Origin of the sequence: Streptomyces sp. NBC_01450, assembly GCF_036227505.1 — a bacterium.
Taxonomy (GTDB): domain Bacteria; phylum Actinomycetota; class Actinomycetes; order Streptomycetales; family Streptomycetaceae; genus Streptomyces.
Map to the genome: position 1 here is coordinate 1,758,932 of NZ_CP109480.1, position 16,275 is coordinate 1,775,206.

Sequence of the window (16,275 nt, forward strand, 5' to 3'; positions counted from 1 at the left end):
ACGAGGTCCACCATAGTGGTGGCCGCCGTCGCGGTCATCTGGATTTCGGCGTGCGGCAGACGCGTACCGGGGCGTTGTCAGTGGTGGCGTGCAGGATGACGAGCATGACAACACCAGCTGCAGTGATCGTGGATGCCGCCGCCTACGCGCAGGCGGTCAAGGACGCCGTGAAGGCTTCGGCCGCCTACTACGCGGGCGGCACGTCCGTGCTGGACGACGACACCTACGACCGGCTGGTACGGGGCATCGCGGTGTGGGAGGCCGCTCATCCCGGCGAGGCGCTGCCCGACTCACCGACCGGGAAGGTCGCCGGTGGTGCCGTGGAGGGCGATGTCCCGCACACGGTGCCCATGCTGAGCCTGGACAACGTGTTCTCGCCGGAGGAGTTCACTGCCTGGACCACGTCGCTGGCCCGGCGAATCGGCCATGACGTCGCGCGGTTCAGCGTCGAGCCCAAGCTCGACGGGCTCGCGATCGCCGCCCGTTACACCCATGGCCGCCTCACCCGGCTGATCACCCGTGGCGACGGGACGGCCGGGGAGGACGTCTCGCACGCCATCGGCACCGTCGAAGGACTCCCGGCCGAACTCGCCGAACCGGTCACGGTGGAGGTACGCGGCGAAGTCCTGATGACCACCGCCCAGTTCGAGCACGCCAACGAGGTGCGCACCGCGCACGGCGGGCAGCCGTTCGCGAACCCGCGCAACGCCGCGGCGGGCACGCTGCGCGCCAAGGACCGCGCCTACACCGTGCCGATGACCTTCTTCGGCTACGGCGTGCTGGCGCTGCCCGGTACACAGGAGGCCCTCGCGGCGCGGCTGGGCGAAGCCGCGCACAGCGAGCTGATGGCGCGGTGCGGCGAGCTCGGTGTGAACACCACCGCCTCCACCGCCGTGCCCGGCACCACGGCGGAGACCGCCGAGCAGGTCCTGGACCGGGTGAAGGAGATCGCCGCACTGCGGGCGGAGTTGCCGTTCGGAATCGACGGGATCGTCATCAAGGCCGACCTGGCCGCCGATCAGGCCGTCGCCGGATCCGGTTCGCGTGCCCCTCGCTGGGCGATCGCCTACAAGCTGCCGGTTCTGCCGCAAATTCAGAGCTGATGCGCTCCGTCGAGCTCACCATGATGGCCCAGGTCAGGGGGGCATCAGTTCCGCAGGTAGCAGCAACAGTTCTGTTGCACTTCTCGGGCAGTGGGGGCAATCCACGAAATGCTGATCGCACTCGTTGAAAGCGGTTCTGGCTGCAGTTCCGGATGCTGTTGGTGATCTCTAACTAGTCAACTTCCGGCAGAGCCATCGGAATTGACTGGACGGCCGTGGTGGTCGGTCTGGTGTGGTGCCGGGAGGGAAGCACTCGCTGAGCCGGATGATGTTTGCTCCGGCAGCGGTCAGCACGTGTTGAACATGGGTCTCGGCGATGCCGCAGTAGCGGCGGTGCCGCAGGCCGTGGGCATGGACCGTTTCGGAGACGGTAGCCTCGCAGCCGGCGCGGATGGCGTAGCGTCGGCGCCACTGGTGGTTTTCTGCTCGCGCCGACTGCGGTCTGGATCTCCTGCTGGAGCTGGGGCAGCAGAGGTTGCCCCCACAGGGTTCGGGTCCGGATCTTCCAGCTCAAGTACTACCTGTTCCGAGCTAAGGGTTTGCGGGGAATCAAGGTGTTGCTTCCCGTTCTGGGGATCGTTGGTGTGGTATGCGCATCCCGGACGAGACATGTGACCAACTCGCTGTGAAGCTCGCGGTGTTGTTGCCGCATTTGGACGAGCGGCAGCGGCGGCTGCTGATGGCCGCGGAGGCGCGTGCTCTGGGGCATGGCGGCGTTCGGGCTGTCGCCAACGCGTCTGGGTCCCGCACACCTGGCCTGAGTCGGCCTGGCAGCAAGCCCCACCATATGATCGCTGCTGCGTCGCGGCTCACCATCCAGAAGGCCTACTGGGCGGCTGGCTTCTGGACAAGGGCCAGCTACGCGACATTGCCCGTTGACCACTTCCTGATCGAGCAGCTCCAAGCGCACATGAGGCGCTTCCGCGCGCCCCGGCAGACTCCCCACGTCATCGCTCCCGCCTGCGGTGCTCGCGAACAGCACCAACCGGTCCGTGAGGAGCTGATCGTGACGTACCATTACGGCCGCCCCGTTCGGAGCAGGGACTTCAACCGGAAGTGGAGGCAGGCGATTCTCCTGGCCGACCTCCCCATCCGGACCCGCCTCCATCACCTCAAGCGCTTCTACACCTCCACGCTCGGCATCGAGCGAATCGCCCAGTGAGGGCGCACCGTGGGCGCAGGGCCCCGGCCGTCCCGGAGACATCCCCGACGTCGCCGTACTTCGCAACCAGCGCGTCATCACCAGGGAGAGTTTCGACTCATCCGTGCCAGCCGCGCTCAAGCTCAAGCGGCGGATCAAGCGCTTCGCCCTGGACAACGAACTCGACCACCTGCCCATCGGCGACATCGTCGCCGTCGCGATGGACGAGTGGCTGACCACCCGAGGCTTCTGAACCCCCGTCTCCTCCGCACGGCCGGGTGGACCACCCACAGATCGGCGTCCACCCGGCCGACTATTGCCCAATAACCGACTAAGCGAATAACTATCCGACTAGGAGCTGTCCGGGCGATCATGTGAGATGCATCCTGACTGGTATTCAGAGACTCACTTGTTGTGGAGCTCTGCTCCCGCCAGCTCTGCCAACACCGTCTTGCGGGGTGCGGGTCGCACCCCACCCTCTGGTTGCATGAGGGCAGGACGTTGGTGACGCCCTCGCGCAACCGAGTGGCCGGCGGCTCACTCGCTGCTCCACTGTGGGGCCGGTGATAGTTGTAGTGGATGTTCCAGACGGTGAGGGCTCTGCGCCGCTGATCTTCGGTGCGCCGCCTTCCACGCCACGACCACCGGCTCGATCAGCGCCCACCGGTCGGCGGACACGCCGCTGGGCACGGTTTTGCGCCCGCTCACTCCTTCCCCTTAACACGCTCAGACCCGGCTACCGGCCAGGGCGGGACGGCGCGAGTTTCGTGCTTCGCAGGATCTACAATTGAAGAGTTCTTCAATTCGTTAGTTGCAGGATGTGGAGGTCGGGGTGGACACAGTCACCGAGGCGCTGTTGGCGCGGGTGCGGGCGGCCCGGGCCGAGCTGGCGGATGCCGTGGCGGCCGAGGACGTGTACGCCGTGGCGGTGGCGCAGGACGAGCTGGACGACGCGGTGCGGCTGGCCCGCGGGCTCGGGCTCGACGTCGAGGCCGCAGGGGCAGACGAGGAGTGATGGGCATGCAGGTGCCGCTGTACGAAGCGAAGGCGGAGTTCTTTCGGATGCTCGGGCATCCGGTGCGGATAAGGGTGCTGGAGCTGCTGCAGGACGGGCCGAAGCCGGTGCGTGACCTGCTGACGGCGATCGAGGTCGAGCCGTCGAACCTCTCGCAGCAGCTGGCGGTGCTGCGCCGCTCGGGGATCGTCACCGCCACCCGTACCGGTTCCACCGTGGTGTATGAGCTGGCGGGCGGGGACGTGGCCGAGCTGCTGGCCGCGGCGCGCCGGATCCTGTCCGTTCTGGCGGCGGGCCGTCGGGAGCTGCTGGATGAGCTGCGTGTCGCGGAGTCGGCGCGGTGATGGGTGGACGCTCGTTCCGGCCGTGGCGCCGGGGCCGGCCCGCAGCAGCGGTAGCGCGTGTGCCGGCGCAGGTGCGACGCCACTTTGTCTCGGTACCGGTCGGGCCGGATGCGGTGCGGCAGGCCCGTGAGGCGGTGACCGGGCGTTTCGGCGAGGTCGGCGTCGCGCCGGGCTCCGCGTTCGCCGACGCGGTGGTGCTGGTGGTCAGTGAGCTGATTGTGAACGTGCTGCGGCATGCGCCACGGTCCCCGGTCGCGGACGTGGGCATAACGGTCGGGGCGGGGCGGCTGGTCGTCAGTGTCGCCGACGCCGAGCCGCGTCTACCCGAGCTCGAACCGGGCGCGACGGGGGCGGGACTGCAGCTGGTGGCCGAGCTGGCCGCCGAGTACGACGGCGACGTCAGCGCGGAACCGGCCGCCGACCATGGCGGCAAGGTGATCCTCGTCCGGTTCCGCATGCCGTCGTAGGCCGTATCAACGTGAAGATCGCGGGAAGCAGGGAGACGACACTGTGGGTGATGGAGCTGAGGCGACCGAGCAGCCGAAGAGCAAGCGGCGCGAGCGGAAGGCCAAGAACAGGGAGTGGCAGATCGAGCGCGGTGTCGCGATCCGGGCGGGCTTCTACATCTTCGGCACCCATCTGTTCGCCGGGTTCGTGTGGCTGCTCTTCTACCTGGGCGAGCACGCGCACAAGTAACCAGGAATCAGAGAGGCCGCGTTCCCCACGGACCAGGGCCGACCGGCCTCGCCTTGGGGCCGGTCGACCCTATGGGAACACCGGTGCAGCAGTGAAGCTGTGGATCGAAGGAGCTGGCGGGCAGCCGTTCTTCTCTCGCGCGGCCATCCCCACCTCCCACCCGGCTCACTGCCCTGAAACACAGCTGAAGACCTCTTCGGTTGGCTAGGGTCACGTCCGCCGGAGTGGTGTATCGACGGCCACTCGGTGATCTCGTTTTGAGGCTATGCGGTCCTACCTTGTTCGTGGGTTGGACGGGCCATCGTAAGGTCCGGAGACCCAGAGACACTGGGTATGGCTTCTATGCGGTTGCCCACGATGGTTCCACTCACCTGGCCGCCCGGTGTCTCACGACGACTCGGCCGCTGATTAGCGCCTCTGTGAGGCCGTAAGGAATCAACTTGTCGGCGTGTCGGGGTTGTTGGGGTTGTTGGGGTGGGCGGATGCGAGGAGGTCGGCGGCGGTGCGATAGCGGGTGGCAGATGGGGCAGGGAGGCGCCCGTCTACCTCGATCAAGGGGCGGGTTTCGCGGATGACGTTGCCGATCAAAGACCTGCTCACATCGCCCAGCGCATCGGCCAGGATGTCCAGGGTGCACAGTTTCCGCAGGTAGAGGACGGTAAGAACGACGCGCTCACGGTTTCCGATCTTCTGAGGGAAGACACCGCCGCGGCTGCCGGACTGGCGGTCTGCGCCCCGGCGCTGGTGGGAGAGTCTTTCGATCTGTGCCGCCTGTCGCGGGGCAAGGCCCCGGATGAGGTCCTCCAGATCGTCGCATGACATACCGGTCAGATTCGGGTGGGAGAGATCGGACATGATCCCGGTGCGGGACGGGGCCTGGGCCGTGTCGAGGAAGACCATCAGCGCCTCCGCCGTGGTGAAGCGGGTGGGGGCGTATCCCGGCTGGTGGCCGTGGTCCTCCAGAACGCGGCGGGTCTCGTGAACGAGGTGGCCGATGCAGGTGGGGGTGGTCTCGAGCATGTCGGCCAGCAGTTTCATCGAGCAGACCTGCCGCTGGTAGAGGAGGGTGAGCAGGACGCGGGCCGCATCGTCGAAGAGCGGCTTGCTGCCGCGGAGTTTGCCGGTGGCTCGGCGTTGACGGCCGCCGCGTTGCTCGCTGTAGCGTTCCTGGGCCCGGGCCCGCTGCAGTGGAGCCAACTCGGCGCATAGGGCGTCGAATTCGCTGGCGCCCAGCCCGGTCAGGCGGGGATCGTTCAGGCGGTCGAGGAGGGTGTCGCGGCGGTGGGCAACGCCGTTCGCCTCGCCGGTGGCAGGCCCGGCCTCCGGGTCGGGCATGGGCTGCCGGTGGCGTTCGGGCGGGCCGCGAAGAAGGCTGGGTTGGCGCTGGTGGCCGTGGTGCCCAGGCTGAACCGGGTGCCCGCGCTGCTGCGGGAGCGGGATTGGCTGGCGGCCGGGGAGTTGCTGCTGTTGTCGCAGCAGGTGCGTCTGCTGGAGTACGACCCGGCGGACCGGGATGCCTGCGTCCGCGCGGACGAGCGGCTGTTGCGTTCCTGTGCCCGGGTGGTGGCGATCTGGGACGGCACCGCGTCCAATGGCCATGACGCCACTGCTCATTTGGTGGCCTACGCGCGCAGCCACGGCGTCGGCGTCGAGGTGTTGTGGCCGGACGGTGCCGAGCGTGTGCAGGGGCTCGGGGAGGAGTCGTCATGACGGCTGGTACGGCGCCGCGGGTTTGCATGGTCGGGCTGGGGCGGGACGAGGCGCTGAAGCTGCTGGCGCAGGCGCCGCTGGGACGGGTGGTGTTCTCCCACCAGGCGCTGCCCGCGATCCTCGTGGAGGCGAACGGATACATCGTCATCCGTACGCACACCGGGGCCGCGTTGCTGGGCCGTGCGGCGCTGTCGGAGGTGGTGGCCTACGAGGCCGACGACCTCGACCCGCGCACCCGGACCGGCTGGAGTGTGGTCGTCACCGGACCGGCCAGCCCCGTATCGGACCCCAGTGACCTCACCCGCTACCTGACGGTGCTCACGCCCTGGGTCGGCACGGAGATGGAGCACGTGGTACGGATCAGGGCCGACATCGTGACCAGGTACCGGCTGGTGGGCGGAGAGTCGGGTTCCTGACCGGTCAGAGGTCGTTGCCGGCGTAGGAGAGATTGAAGCTCTTGTTGGTCAGCGGGAAGTCCGGCGCCGTACCCGCCCGCGAACTCACCGCAGTTGATCGCGCAGGCGCCGACCGCCACCACCAGTCGCGGCTCGGGCATCGCGGCGACCGTGCGGCGCAGCGGCTCGGCCATGTTCCGCGTCACCGGCCCGGTCACCAGCGCCACGTCCGCGTGCCGGGGCGAGGCCACCAGCCGGGCGCCGTACCGTTCCGCGTCGTACACCGGGTTGAAGGCCGCCGCGATCTCGATCTCGCACCCGTTGCAGGAACCGGCGTCGACGCACCTCACCTGCACCGAGCCGCCGAACTCCCGCGCCTGCGGCAGGACGCCCGCCGGGCGTGGTGGAGCGGGCTCGGCCACCCGTCCGGTGTCCCGGATCTTGCGCAGCAGGCCCATGAACCCTCCCTGGCACGGTGAGGACTTGTCGGCAGGTGCTCGACAGGCCACCTGCGACCGGAGTTACGTGACTCGGGGGTGAAGCGGCCGCCTCCCGGTACCACAGAGCGCTGTCAGTCGCGGGAAGCGGCCGCCGGTTGAGGGCCGCCGTTACGACGGCGGTTTCGCCTGGGTCTGGGCGGCCTGCAGATCGGCGAGGAGTTCGGCTTGTCCGGAGAGCACGCCGGACAGGATGGTGCGGGCGACCCTGAGCAGTTCGGCGATATACGGGCTGGTCAGCGAGTAATACACCGTCGATCCCTCTTTACGGGTCACCACCAGGTTCGCCCGGCGCAGCACCGCGAGCTGCTGCGACAGATGCGCTGCTTCGATCCCTACCTCCGGGAGCATCTCCGCGACCGCGTGCTCGCGCTCGCTCAGCAGCTCCAGGACCCGGATGCGCGCCGGGTGGCCGAGCGTCTTGAAGAACTCGGCCTTCAGTTGGTACAGCGGCGTACTCACCGTGTCGTCGCCTCCCCGGTACGGCAACACGGCCGCACCAGGCCGTCGCATCGCATCAACCCACTTGTCAAACACATGTGGCCCATCCTCGCGTGCGGCAGCGGCCCAGCCGAATCCGCGCACGAGAACCGAGCCGCCCGAAACCAGCAGTGACGACCTCAGCAATTGCTAAGATTAGCAACTCCATACGTGATGTGAGGGAGGCTTGCGTGAGAATCATTCCGCTGCGTGGCGCGGGCGTCGCCTGGTTCAAGTGCCCCTCCTGCCGCCTCAAGTGCCGGCCCACCGCCGTCGGCCCGGACGGGCAGTGCCCGCGGTGCGGCGAGGCCCGCATGCTGAAGCTGTCCTTCGGCGACCGGACTACCGCATCGGACGGCGACCGGAGCTGACCCGCACGCGGCTCCGCAACGGGGGGATGGACCATGGGTGACTGGACGGTACAGTCCGGCACCGAGATCCGCTTCGAGGGGACCCGCCGGCGCGGAGCGCCTCACCGGAGAGGCTGCCTGTCTGATCGTCGTTGACGTGCTGTCCTTCACCACGGCGGTGAGCGTCGCCGCCGAGAAGGGCATCCGGGTTCTCCCGTTCTGGCTGCCGGACGGCCCCGCCACCACGGCCGAGCGGGCCGCATCAGAGAAGGCTGCCGCCGCCTACGCGCGGCAATCCGGAGCACGGCTGGCCGTCGCCCGCCACGCCGTGACGCTCGACAGTCCCTGGTCCCTCTCACCGGCCCACATGCGCCGCGCCCCGTTCGTCGCGCGCTTGGTGCTGCCGTCCCCGAACGGCGCGGCCATCGCCGCGGCCGCACCGCCTCACGTGCGGGTGGTCGCCGCCTGTCTGCGCAACATCACCGCGGTCGGCAGCTGGCTCACCGCCCGCGGCTACGGCTCGCCCGCGCATCCGGTCGCCGTGATCGCAGCGGGCGAGCAATGGCCGGACGGCCGCCTGCGCCCCGCGCTGGAGGACCTGCTGGGCGCCGGCGGCCTCATCTCCGACCTGCACGCCCAGGGCGCGGGACCGCTGTCCGCCGAGGCAGCCGCCGCGAGAGCGGCCTACAAGGGCACCGCCGACCTCACCCGCGCGGTCGCCGCCGGTGTCTCCGGGCGGGAGCTGGCAGCAAGGGGCTTCGTCCAGGACGTGGCCATCGCCACGGAAGGGGACATCTGCGCTGCCGTGCCCGTACGGGACGGGGACGGAGCCTTCTCCCCCGGCTGAGCCCGGCGGGATCAGGCCCGCTGCTGGTCTCCCGTCGGGCGCCCTGTCGTCTGCCACTCGGGGCGGCCCTGCGGCGGCTCGTCGTGCCGTGTGCTGTGTGCGGCGAGCGCGCCGGCCAGGTCGGCGTGCACGGGGATGAGCGGGCAGTCTCCGCCGGGGACGAGGGATCCGTCGGCGGGGATCGCGGCCAGTTCCAGGCTGCGGCCCGCTGCAGCGAGACGGCGCGCGGCCTCGGTGATCGCCAACTGCCCCTCGGCCGACCAGCCGCGCAGTCCGGTGAGATCGACAATGACCGGACCGGTCCCGCGGACCATCGCCCAACCAACGGCACCGGTGAAGCGGAAGACGGCATCCGGGCCCAGGTAACCGGAGACGGACAGGATGCCGAGGTCCTGCTCGACGGTGTAGCGCCACTCGATGGTCATGTTCGTCAACTTCCTTGCGCGGTCAGCCCGGTGATTCAGAGGGGGAGGGTGATCCAGATGCTTTTGCCCTGGCCGTCGGCATCACCCCGTACGACGGCCGTGCCGCCCAGGCCGAGGGTGAGCTCCATGACCGTGCCCAGACCACCGACACCGGTTTGGGTGACCGCGCCGTACAACGCCGGCTGGTAGGGGTGACGGTCATGGACGGCGAAGGCCAGACAGTCCTTGCCCGCCGCGTAGATGACGGTCAGCTGCGGGGAGCGGTCGGCGGCATGCCGGACGGTGTTGGTGACCAGTTCACCGAGGATCAGCAGGGCCGGATCGACGCTGGGGTGACGCAGGCTGATACCCCACTCGGCCAGCGCCTGCTCGGCGGTTTCCCGGGCCATGCGGACCGCGGACGGCATCGTCGGCAGCGTGAGGACATGCCGGTAGGGCAGGGTTTCGAGCTGAGTGCTCATCACGCCTCCGCGCGGGCGAGGCGGAAACCGGTCACCGTCTTGGGGTGCAGGCGCAGCAGGGTGTCGTGCGGGCCGTGGCTCCAGCCGTCGAGGGTGCGCTGGTAGTGGGCGGCCTCGTCAGGCTCGGTGATCACGTCGACCGGCCCGGCGACCGTGACGCTCCAGCCGGTACCGGTCGCCGCGCGGACCTCGTCCACGTGGTAGGTCGCCGTGGCGGGGAGCGCAGCGGCAGGTGCCGGGGTGCGCACCACCAGGCGGCCGTACTCCCAGGTGTGCCGGCCCGGGCGCAGGACGGTCAGGTCCCGCTGCGCGTACACCAGCCGTCCCAGCGCACTGCCCTCCAGCAGCCACAGCGCCTCGGCACCCGAGACCTCGACCATGCGCAGGGATGCAGGGGCAGTGCTCATCCGACGGTTTCCTCTGTTTCCTCGCTGATGGGCCGGGACATCTGGGCAGGGTGGGGCGGCATGACACCGGCGGATTCCAGGTAGCTGCGCGCACCCTGGATCGCCTCCGGCGTGGTGGCGTACTCGCGTCCCTCCAGACGCAGCAGCTCCAATGCACCCACGGAGTCCAGGACCTGGCGCTGGCTGGGGCGTATTCCGGAGGTCAAAACAGCGATGCCGCGCCGGTTGAGTTTCTCCACCGCGTCCTTGAGGACCAGGGCGCCGGTGGCGTCGATGGTGGTCACGCGGGACATGCGCAGGATGACGACGCGTACGTCGGCGACCTCGGCCAACTCCAGCAGGAAGCGGTGGGCGGCTGCGAAGAACAGCGGCCCGTCGATCCGGTACGCGACGATGTGCTCGGCGAGCAAGGCATGTTCCTCAGCACTGTGGTCGCCCTGGTCGAGTGGTACCTGGTCAAGGCGCGCCTGTTTGGCCACGGCACGCAGGGCGAGCGTGCCCGCGACCATAAGGCCGAGGATCACGGCGTAGACGAGGTCGAGGGCGAGGGTGGCCAGGGCGGTCAATACGAGGATCAGGGCGTCGGAGCGGGTGGCCTTCGCCATCGCCTTGAGCGAGCCGACCTCGACCATGCGGATCGCGGTGGCCAGCAGCACGCCGGCGAGCGCGGCGAGCGGGATCCTGGAGACGAGGGGCGCGGCAGCGAAGACGATCACGGCGAGGATCGCGGCGTGGGTGAGGGCCGCCAGCCGGGACCCCGCCCCGGTCCGGACGTTTACCGCGGTCCGCGCGATCGCGCCGGTCGCGGGCACCCCGCCGAAGAGCGGGGCGGCGATGTTGGCCAGGCCCTGGCCGAACAGCTCGCGGTCCGGGTCGTGCTTCTGGCCGACCGTCATGCCATCGGCCACCGAGGCCGACAGCAGCGACTCCAGGGCGGCCAGCGCCGCCACAGCGGCCGCTGGGGCGAGCAGTGAGCCGAGTGCGCCGACGTCGAGGAAGGCCAGCGAGGGGGCGGGCAAGCCGGACGGCAAGTCACCGATCGGCTTCGCCGCGTCCAGACCGGCTACCTGGGCGACGACGGTGGCCGCGATCACCGCGAGGATGGAGAAGGGCACCGTGGGCCGCCAGCGAGCCCCGACGAGCATGACGGCCGCGACCGCCAGGGCGAAAGCTACGGCGGTCCAGTTCGGGTTCTTCGTGAACGCCTCCAGGGCGCGCCAGGTCACCACGAGGACGCGGTCGCCTTCCGGCTTGGGCACCCCGAGGGCATTCGGGATCTGCTGCAGTCCGATCACGCAGGCGATGCCGAGGGTGAAGCCCTCCACGACGGGCGCGGGCACGTATTGCATGTACTTCCCGGCCCGGAGCAGGGCGAGCGCGACGAGCATCACGCCCGCCATCAGCCCGACGGTGAGCACCCCGGACGGCCCGTGCTCGGCGACGATCGGCACCAGTACGACCGTCATCGCGCCCGTCGGTCCGGACACCTGCAGATTCGAACCGCCGAATACCGCGGCCAGCGCGCCGGCGATGACCGCGGTCGCCAGGCCCGCCTCCGCGCCGAGCCCGGAGGAGACGCCGAAACCGAGCGCGAGCGGCAGCGCGACGATCGCCACCGTGAGGCCGGCCAGCAGGTCCCGGCGCGGGTTGCGGCGTATCTCCGCCAGATCCGTACGGCCCGGCAGCAGCGCGGTGAGCCGGGCGCCGACCCGGCCGAACGAGATCCTCATCGCGCGGCGACCTGGGTTTCCAGCAGCTCTGCCAGCAGCGCGTTCTTCCCTGCCAGCAGCTCGGTCAGAATGCGGCGCGCGGCCCCCATCAGGTCGGCGACATCCCCGCTGGCGAGCGCGTAGACCACCGTCGAGCCCTCCCGCTGGGAGGTGACGATGCCCGAGCGGCGCAACACCGCCAGCTGCTGCGACAGGTTGGCGGGCTCCACCTCGATCGCGGCCAGCAGATCACGTACCGGCATCGGCCCGTCCTGCAGCAGCTCCAGCACCCGTATCCGTACGGGGTGCCCCAGCATCCGGAAGAACTCGGCCTTGGCCTGGTACAGCGGAACGGACACGACGGGACCCTCTTTCCCCGGCAGCGCCCCACCCGGGGCAAGCGAAGGCTGCGCCCGCGACTACCTGCAGGCATAGCCATGACAGCATCTAACCAATTGCGAAATTTTGCAATTCAGCATCAGACTGCTGCCGGGTCGCCCCGGCGAACGGGGCGGGCCGGTCAGCCCTTCTTGACCACGCTCGACTTCAGCAGCATCGCCCCGAAACCGTCGAACTTGCAGTCGATGTCGTGTCCATCGACTCCGTCGACCAGTCGGATGCTGCGCACCTTCGTGCCGGCCTTGATCCCCGAAGGGCTGCCCTTGACCTTGAGCGCCTTCACCACGACGACGGAATCGCCGTCCTGCAGCACATTGCCGACGGCATCCTTGACGACCCGCTCCGTGGGGGCGCCAGAATCCGTGCCGCCCTCGGCGGGCACCCATTCATGGCCGCACTCCGGGCACACCACCAGGGCGTTCATCTCGTAGGTGTACTCACACGAGCACTTCGGACAGGGAGGAAGATTCTCCATCACCCCGCCAGCGTATCCGGCCTCGCCCTCCGTCCCGACAGGACGAGAAGGCCCCGGCGGCCGCCAGACCGCCGCAGCCTTCGTGGTCCCAGTGCCGCCTTCGTGGTCCGCGCTGTCACATATGTCTTGGTGATGGAGAGGCGGGAGGAAGAGTCGTCCACGATGCTCCTCTCGTCAGCGAACGCAGCGATCAGCGCCTACAAGGCGATGTGGTTGACCGAGCGGGGCAGGCCGTGACTGGCGAGGTGGATCAGGCCGCCGGTGCCATCGGGGAACAGCGGAGTATGGCCGACCGGCCAGCGAACTCCCACCGCGACACCGTGTTCATGCGGCCCCAGTTCACCCCGGGCGCCCGATGGGCGGCCGGGGTGGCCGAGACAGCGTCCGTCAGCGGAGTCCGGGACGGGTCGGGCATCACCGGGTCATCAGCGACCGCGACCGGCGCGACCGTGAAGTATCGGCGATCGGCCTCCGGCTGCCCGCGGAAGCGGCGGATCCAGCGTCGGACCATGCGCTCGGCCCGGTCCAGATGCGCGGCGGCCTGGCGGTGTCCCCAAACCCCGGGGACATCTCCAGGCCAGCCCCTTATCACCTCGGCCGCATCCGCCCACCGCGGCCAGATGGCCTCCGGCAGCAGCACGTGCGGATCCCGCAGCCCGAACACCGCGACCGGCGCGGGCGTACGAACAGACGGGACCCGGGATCACCGCGCACCTCCTGCGGCCGGCCGATCCCCCGTTATCTTCTTCGCGGTTCCGCAACGGGACCGCTGGCCTCCGGGCCCGGCGCGGCTGTTCCCCCTGTCGAACGGCGTACAGCACAAGGCGGGCGTCGCCCGTCCGGTCCTTGTGTACGGCGGCTGCCGCCTGCGCCACGCCCACGTGCCGGAGCAGAGCCGCCTCCAGCTCGCCCAGCTCCACCCGGAAGCCCCGGATCTTCACTTGGTCGTCGAGGCGTCCGAGGTACTCCAGGTGTCCGTTCTCCCGCCAGCGCACACAGTCCCCCGTGCGGTACATGCGCTCGCCCGGCCCGCCGTACGGGCAGGCCGCGAACCCGCTCCACCGTTAGCCCCGGGCGGTCGAGGTAGCCGCGGGTGACGCCCGCTCCCGCGATGTAGGGCTCTCCGGCCATGTCGACGGGCACCGGCTGGAGACGGGGGTCGAGCACACACACCCGCGCGTTGGCCGACATGGCCGAGGCGCGCGGCGATATCGGTGCGGAGTCCCCCTCCGCGTCGTTCGTCGACCTGCGTGCGCGCTCAAGGAGAGATACAAGTGAAGATAAGGAGCCGTCGCGACGGGAAGCGACGTTTCGCCGACCTGCGGCCTCTGCCACGCCAGGACCCGCAAGCCTGGGGGGCAGGATGGGCGATGAATGGACATGGAGAATGCCGGCCCCCTCGGAAACGGCCTCGGTCCGCCTCCGAGTCCGATGACCTCGGCCACGGCAGTCGTTGACGCACTGGGGAACGTGACGGGGTGGAGTACCGGCGCACAGCGGTTGCTCGGGTACCCGTACGAGGACGTTGTCGGGCGTCCAGCGGCGCGTCTGCTCGGCCGGAACGCCCACGCCCCGGTGGACTTCTCCGCGGTTCTCGAGGGGTGGAACGCAACGACCCCGCTGCGACACCGGGACGGCCACGACATGGAAGCCGAGCTTCAGGCGTACGCGTCACTCGACAGGGAGGGCAACGCACAGTGGCTCATCGTGGCCACTCCGCCACAGCAGACGCGTCCGCGTCAGGAGCCTTATCCGTATGAGGGCGAGGCGACGGCAGAGGAAGCCTTCGCACAGTCCCACCTGCCGGTGATGATCTACGACACCGAGTTGCGGGCCCTGCGGGGGAGCGCCGGCGCGGTCCGCGCGCTGGGCCTCTCGGAGCGGCAGATGCGTGGCCGACGCGTCACCGACATCATGCCTCCCCATATCTGCACCACGGTCGAAGAGGGGATGCGCAGGGTTTTCGAGACGGGAGAACCAGAATTTTTTCATGTGCACGGCCGACCGCGCCCCAGTGCCCACGGAAGCTTCTGGGCCGTCACCGTGTCCCCCGTCAGGAACCCGGCAGGGGAGGTGCGCCACGTGCAGCTCATCGCGCTCGACGTCACCGAACTGCACCGGGCCCGAGAGCGGCTCGCCCTGCTGAACGACGTCAGCACGCAGGTGGGCAGCACCCTCGACGTGACGCGCACGGCACAGGAGATGGCCGATGTGGCGGTGGGTCGACTCGCGGACTTCATCAGTATCGACTTGCTGGAATCCCTGTTGCGCGGCTTCGAGCCCAGGCCGTCCGACGAGGGCTCCATCGGTCTGCGCCGCGTCGCCCAGCAGTCCGTCCTTCCCGGTGTACCCGAGTCGGTGATCCGGCCGGGAGATGTGGACTACTACCCGGATTCCTCGCCGCCTGCCCACTGCCTTCTCACGGGGCATTCCTCGCTGCACCGCACCCTGGACGAAGCCGTAGAGAGCTGGCGGACGGCCGACCCCGCGCGCGCAGTGAAGGTCCACGCCTTCGGAATGCACTCGCTCATGGTGATCCCGTTGAGCGCCCGAGGCATCACGCTCGGGGTAGCCGTGCTCGTCCGCCACCGGCGCCGGGACCCCTTCAACGAGGACGATCTGCTCCTCGCGGAGGAGATCGCCGCACGCGCCGCCGTGGCTGTGGACAACGCCCGCCGCTTCACCCGCGAGCGGACCACCGCCCTGGCCCTGCAGCGAAGTCTGCTTCCGCAGCGGCTCGCCGCTCAGGACGCCGTGGAGGTGGCCCACCGCTACCTGCCGGCTCGCGCCCAGGCCGGACTGGGCGGCGACTGGTTCGATGTGATCCCCCTGTCGGGAGCCCGGGTCGCCCTGGTCGTCGGAGACGTGGTGGGCCACGGTCTGCGCGCCTCAGCCACCATGGGGCGGCTACGGACCGCGGTACGTACTCTCGCGGACGTCGACCTGCCTCCCGAGGAGCTCCTCGTCCACCTCGATGACCTGGTCACCCACCTCAGGAGGGAGGAGGGCACTGCCACAGATTCGGAGCTCGAGATCGTCACCGATCTCATCGCCACCTGTCTGTACCTGGTCTACGACCCGGTCTCGCGCCGCTGCACCGCCGCCGGAGCGGGCCATCCCCCACCCGCCGTGGTCACGCCCGACGGCACGGCGGAGTTCATCGACCTGCCGGTCGGCCCTCCGCTCGGAGTGGGCGGGCTGCCTTTCGAAGCCGTCGAATGGGAGGTGCCCCGTGGCAGCCTGCTCGCGCTGTACACGGACGGCCTGGTCGAATCCCTCGAACACGACCTCGACAAGGGCATGGCGCTACTGCTCCAACGCCTGGAGCGGCCCGCTCCCTCGCTGGAGGCCACCTGCGACGACCTGATCCAGACCCTGCTTCCCGTACAGCCCTCGGACGACGTCGCCCTTCTCATCGCGCGCACCCAAGCCCTCGACACGGGCCGGGTCGCCACCTGGGATCTGCCTTCCGACCCGGCTGCCGTGGCGGGTGCGCGTGGCGAGGTCTCCCGTCGCCTGGCGGACTGGGGACTGGACGACGTCTCCTTCACCACCGAGCTGGTGGTGAGCGAGCTCGTCACCAACGCGATCCGCTACGGCAACCCTCCCATCCAGCTGCGCCTGATCCGCGACACCGTGCTCATCTGCGAGGTCTTTGATGCCAGCAGCACCGCCCCGCACATGCGGCGAGCCCGCATCTTCGACGAAGGCGGGCGCGGCCTGTTGCTCGTCGCCCAGTTCGCCGAACGTTGGGGCACGCGCCACCTGGCCACGGGGAAGTCGATCTGGGCTGAGATCGTCATTCCTTAACGAGCGATCGT

19 protein-coding genes and 5 pseudogenes are annotated in these 16,275 nt (G+C 69.5%); 12 read left to right on the forward strand and 12 right to left on the reverse strand.

Translation table 11 applies throughout. From position 1 onward, the window contains the following. Nucleotides 1-95 precede the first annotated feature (95 nt). Nucleotides 96-1,094: pseudogene (locus OG568_RS07940) on the forward strand (NAD-dependent DNA ligase LigA); the annotation flags it as partial. 177 nt (nucleotides 1,095-1,271) lie between these two features. Here OG568_RS07940 and OG568_RS61320 read toward each other — a convergent pair. After that, nucleotides 1,272-1,529: pseudogene (locus tag OG568_RS61320) on the reverse strand (transposase); the annotation flags it as partial. A gap of 199 nt (nucleotides 1,530-1,728) precedes the next feature. Here OG568_RS61320 and OG568_RS61325 point away from each other — a divergent pair. Both OG568_RS61325 and OG568_RS07950 read left to right on the forward strand, forming a co-directional pair. Continuing rightward, complete coding sequence (locus OG568_RS61325) at nucleotides 1,729-2,265, forward strand: hypothetical protein (RefSeq protein WP_443077915.1); 537 nt, start codon at nucleotides 1,729-1,731, stop codon at nucleotides 2,263-2,265. Nucleotides 2,266-2,368: 103 nt separating this feature from the next. Next, a complete protein-coding gene (locus OG568_RS07950) occupies nucleotides 2,369-2,497 on the forward strand; it encodes a hypothetical protein (RefSeq protein ID WP_277820415.1) in 129 nt (42 codons plus the stop codon). Between the two features lie 235 nt (nucleotides 2,498-2,732). On the opposite strand, the pseudogene OG568_RS07955 reads toward OG568_RS07950, so the two are convergent. After that, nucleotides 2,733-2,864 (reverse strand): annotated as a pseudogene (locus OG568_RS07955) (IS481 family transposase); the annotation flags it as partial. Between the two features lie 212 nt (nucleotides 2,865-3,076). Between OG568_RS07955 and OG568_RS07960 the strand changes: the two are divergent. From OG568_RS07960 to OG568_RS07975, 4 genes are all read left to right on the forward strand, one after another. Next, nucleotides 3,077-3,259, forward strand: a complete 183-nt coding sequence (locus OG568_RS07960; protein WP_329530876.1) for a hypothetical protein — start codon at nucleotides 3,077-3,079, stop codon at nucleotides 3,257-3,259. A gap of 5 nt (nucleotides 3,260-3,264) precedes the next feature. Then, on the forward strand, nucleotides 3,265-3,603 hold the full coding sequence (locus tag OG568_RS07965; protein ID WP_168505950.1) for an ArsR/SmtB family transcription factor: 339 nt from the start codon (nucleotides 3,265-3,267) through the stop codon (nucleotides 3,601-3,603). A gap of 71 nt (nucleotides 3,604-3,674) precedes the next feature. After that, complete coding sequence (locus tag OG568_RS07970; protein ID WP_329530877.1) at nucleotides 3,675-4,070, forward strand: ATP-binding protein; 396 nt, start codon at nucleotides 3,675-3,677, stop codon at nucleotides 4,068-4,070. Between the two features lie 43 nt (nucleotides 4,071-4,113). Continuing rightward, the gene (locus tag OG568_RS07975; RefSeq protein WP_181653097.1) at nucleotides 4,114-4,299 is read left to right on the forward strand and encodes a DUF6126 family protein; all 186 of its coding nucleotides are present in this window, start codon (nucleotides 4,114-4,116) and stop codon (nucleotides 4,297-4,299) included. Nucleotides 4,300-4,734: 435 nt separating this feature from the next. Here OG568_RS07975 and OG568_RS07980 read toward each other — a convergent pair. Continuing rightward, nucleotides 4,735-5,625 (reverse strand): annotated as a pseudogene (locus tag OG568_RS07980) (ISAzo13 family transposase); the annotation flags it as partial. A gap of 51 nt (nucleotides 5,626-5,676) precedes the next feature. Between OG568_RS07980 and OG568_RS07985 the strand changes: the two are divergent. Continuing rightward, nucleotides 5,677-6,009, forward strand: a complete 333-nt coding sequence (locus OG568_RS07985; protein ID WP_329530879.1) for a hypothetical protein — start codon at nucleotides 5,677-5,679, stop codon at nucleotides 6,007-6,009. Continuing rightward, nucleotides 6,006-6,425 (forward strand): pyridoxamine 5'-phosphate oxidase family protein, encoded by a 420-nt coding sequence (locus OG568_RS07990; protein WP_329530880.1) that lies wholly within the window; start codon nucleotides 6,006-6,008, stop codon nucleotides 6,423-6,425. The genes OG568_RS07985 and OG568_RS07990 overlap by 4 nt, the downstream gene beginning before the upstream one ends. Here the strand turns inward: OG568_RS07990 and OG568_RS07995 are convergent. Both OG568_RS07995 and OG568_RS08000 read right to left on the reverse strand, forming a co-directional pair. Beyond that, entirely contained in the window at nucleotides 6,314-6,862 is a 549-nt protein-coding gene (locus OG568_RS07995; RefSeq protein WP_329530881.1) for an NADH-quinone oxidoreductase subunit B family protein, read from the reverse strand. The two genes, OG568_RS07990 and OG568_RS07995, sit on opposite strands and share 112 nt — an antisense overlap. A gap of 150 nt (nucleotides 6,863-7,012) precedes the next feature. Further along, entirely contained in the window at nucleotides 7,013-7,363 is a 351-nt protein-coding gene (locus OG568_RS08000; RefSeq protein WP_329530882.1) for an ArsR/SmtB family transcription factor, read from the reverse strand. Nucleotides 7,364-7,572: 209 nt separating this feature from the next. Between OG568_RS08000 and OG568_RS08005 the strand changes: the two genes are divergently transcribed. Continuing rightward, nucleotides 7,573-7,752, forward strand: coding sequence for a hypothetical protein (locus tag OG568_RS08005; protein ID WP_181648354.1), 180 nt, complete (start codon nucleotides 7,573-7,575; stop codon nucleotides 7,750-7,752). 136 nt (nucleotides 7,753-7,888) lie between these two features. Further along, nucleotides 7,889-8,578, forward strand: coding sequence for a 2-phosphosulfolactate phosphatase (locus OG568_RS08010; RefSeq protein WP_329530883.1), 690 nt, complete (start codon nucleotides 7,889-7,891; stop codon nucleotides 8,576-8,578). A gap of 11 nt (nucleotides 8,579-8,589) precedes the next feature. On the opposite strand, the gene OG568_RS08015 is transcribed toward OG568_RS08010, so the two are convergent. The 7 genes and pseudogenes from OG568_RS08015 to OG568_RS61330 all read right to left on the reverse strand — a co-directional run. Further along, nucleotides 8,590-9,003: an anti-sigma factor antagonist gene (locus OG568_RS08015; protein ID WP_329530884.1), complete on the reverse strand. Its 414-nt coding sequence runs from the start codon at nucleotides 9,001-9,003 to the stop codon at nucleotides 8,590-8,592. Nucleotides 9,004-9,038: 35 nt separating this feature from the next. Next, nucleotides 9,039-9,464 (reverse strand): ATP-binding protein, encoded by a 426-nt coding sequence (locus tag OG568_RS08020; protein ID WP_329530885.1) that lies wholly within the window; start codon nucleotides 9,462-9,464, stop codon nucleotides 9,039-9,041. After that, on the reverse strand, nucleotides 9,464-9,871 hold the full coding sequence (locus OG568_RS08025; RefSeq protein ID WP_181648358.1) for a pyridoxamine 5'-phosphate oxidase family protein: 408 nt from the start codon (nucleotides 9,869-9,871) through the stop codon (nucleotides 9,464-9,466). The genes OG568_RS08020 and OG568_RS08025 overlap by 1 nt, the downstream gene beginning before the upstream one ends. Next, complete coding sequence (locus OG568_RS08030; RefSeq protein WP_329530886.1) at nucleotides 9,868-11,601, reverse strand: SulP family inorganic anion transporter; 1,734 nt, start codon at nucleotides 11,599-11,601, stop codon at nucleotides 9,868-9,870. The genes OG568_RS08025 and OG568_RS08030 overlap by 4 nt, the downstream gene beginning before the upstream one ends. Further along, complete coding sequence (locus tag OG568_RS08035) at nucleotides 11,598-11,939, reverse strand: ArsR/SmtB family transcription factor (protein ID WP_181648360.1); 342 nt, start codon at nucleotides 11,937-11,939, stop codon at nucleotides 11,598-11,600. The genes OG568_RS08030 and OG568_RS08035 overlap by 4 nt, the downstream gene beginning before the upstream one ends. A gap of 161 nt (nucleotides 11,940-12,100) precedes the next feature. Then, nucleotides 12,101-12,457 carry a zinc ribbon domain-containing protein YjdM gene (locus OG568_RS08040; RefSeq protein WP_329530887.1) on the reverse strand — a complete coding sequence of 119 codons (357 nt, stop codon included), beginning with the start codon at nucleotides 12,455-12,457 and terminating at the stop codon, nucleotides 12,101-12,103. Between the two features lie 803 nt (nucleotides 12,458-13,260). Further along, nucleotides 13,261-13,636 (reverse strand): annotated as a pseudogene (locus tag OG568_RS61330) (hypothetical protein); the annotation flags it as partial. 249 nt (nucleotides 13,637-13,885) lie between these two features. Between OG568_RS61330 and OG568_RS08045 the strand changes: the two are divergent. After that, on the forward strand, nucleotides 13,886-16,264 hold the full coding sequence (locus OG568_RS08045) for a SpoIIE family protein phosphatase (RefSeq protein ID WP_329536299.1): 2,379 nt from the start codon (nucleotides 13,886-13,888) through the stop codon (nucleotides 16,262-16,264). The last annotated feature ends 11 nt before the right edge of the window (nucleotides 16,265-16,275 follow it).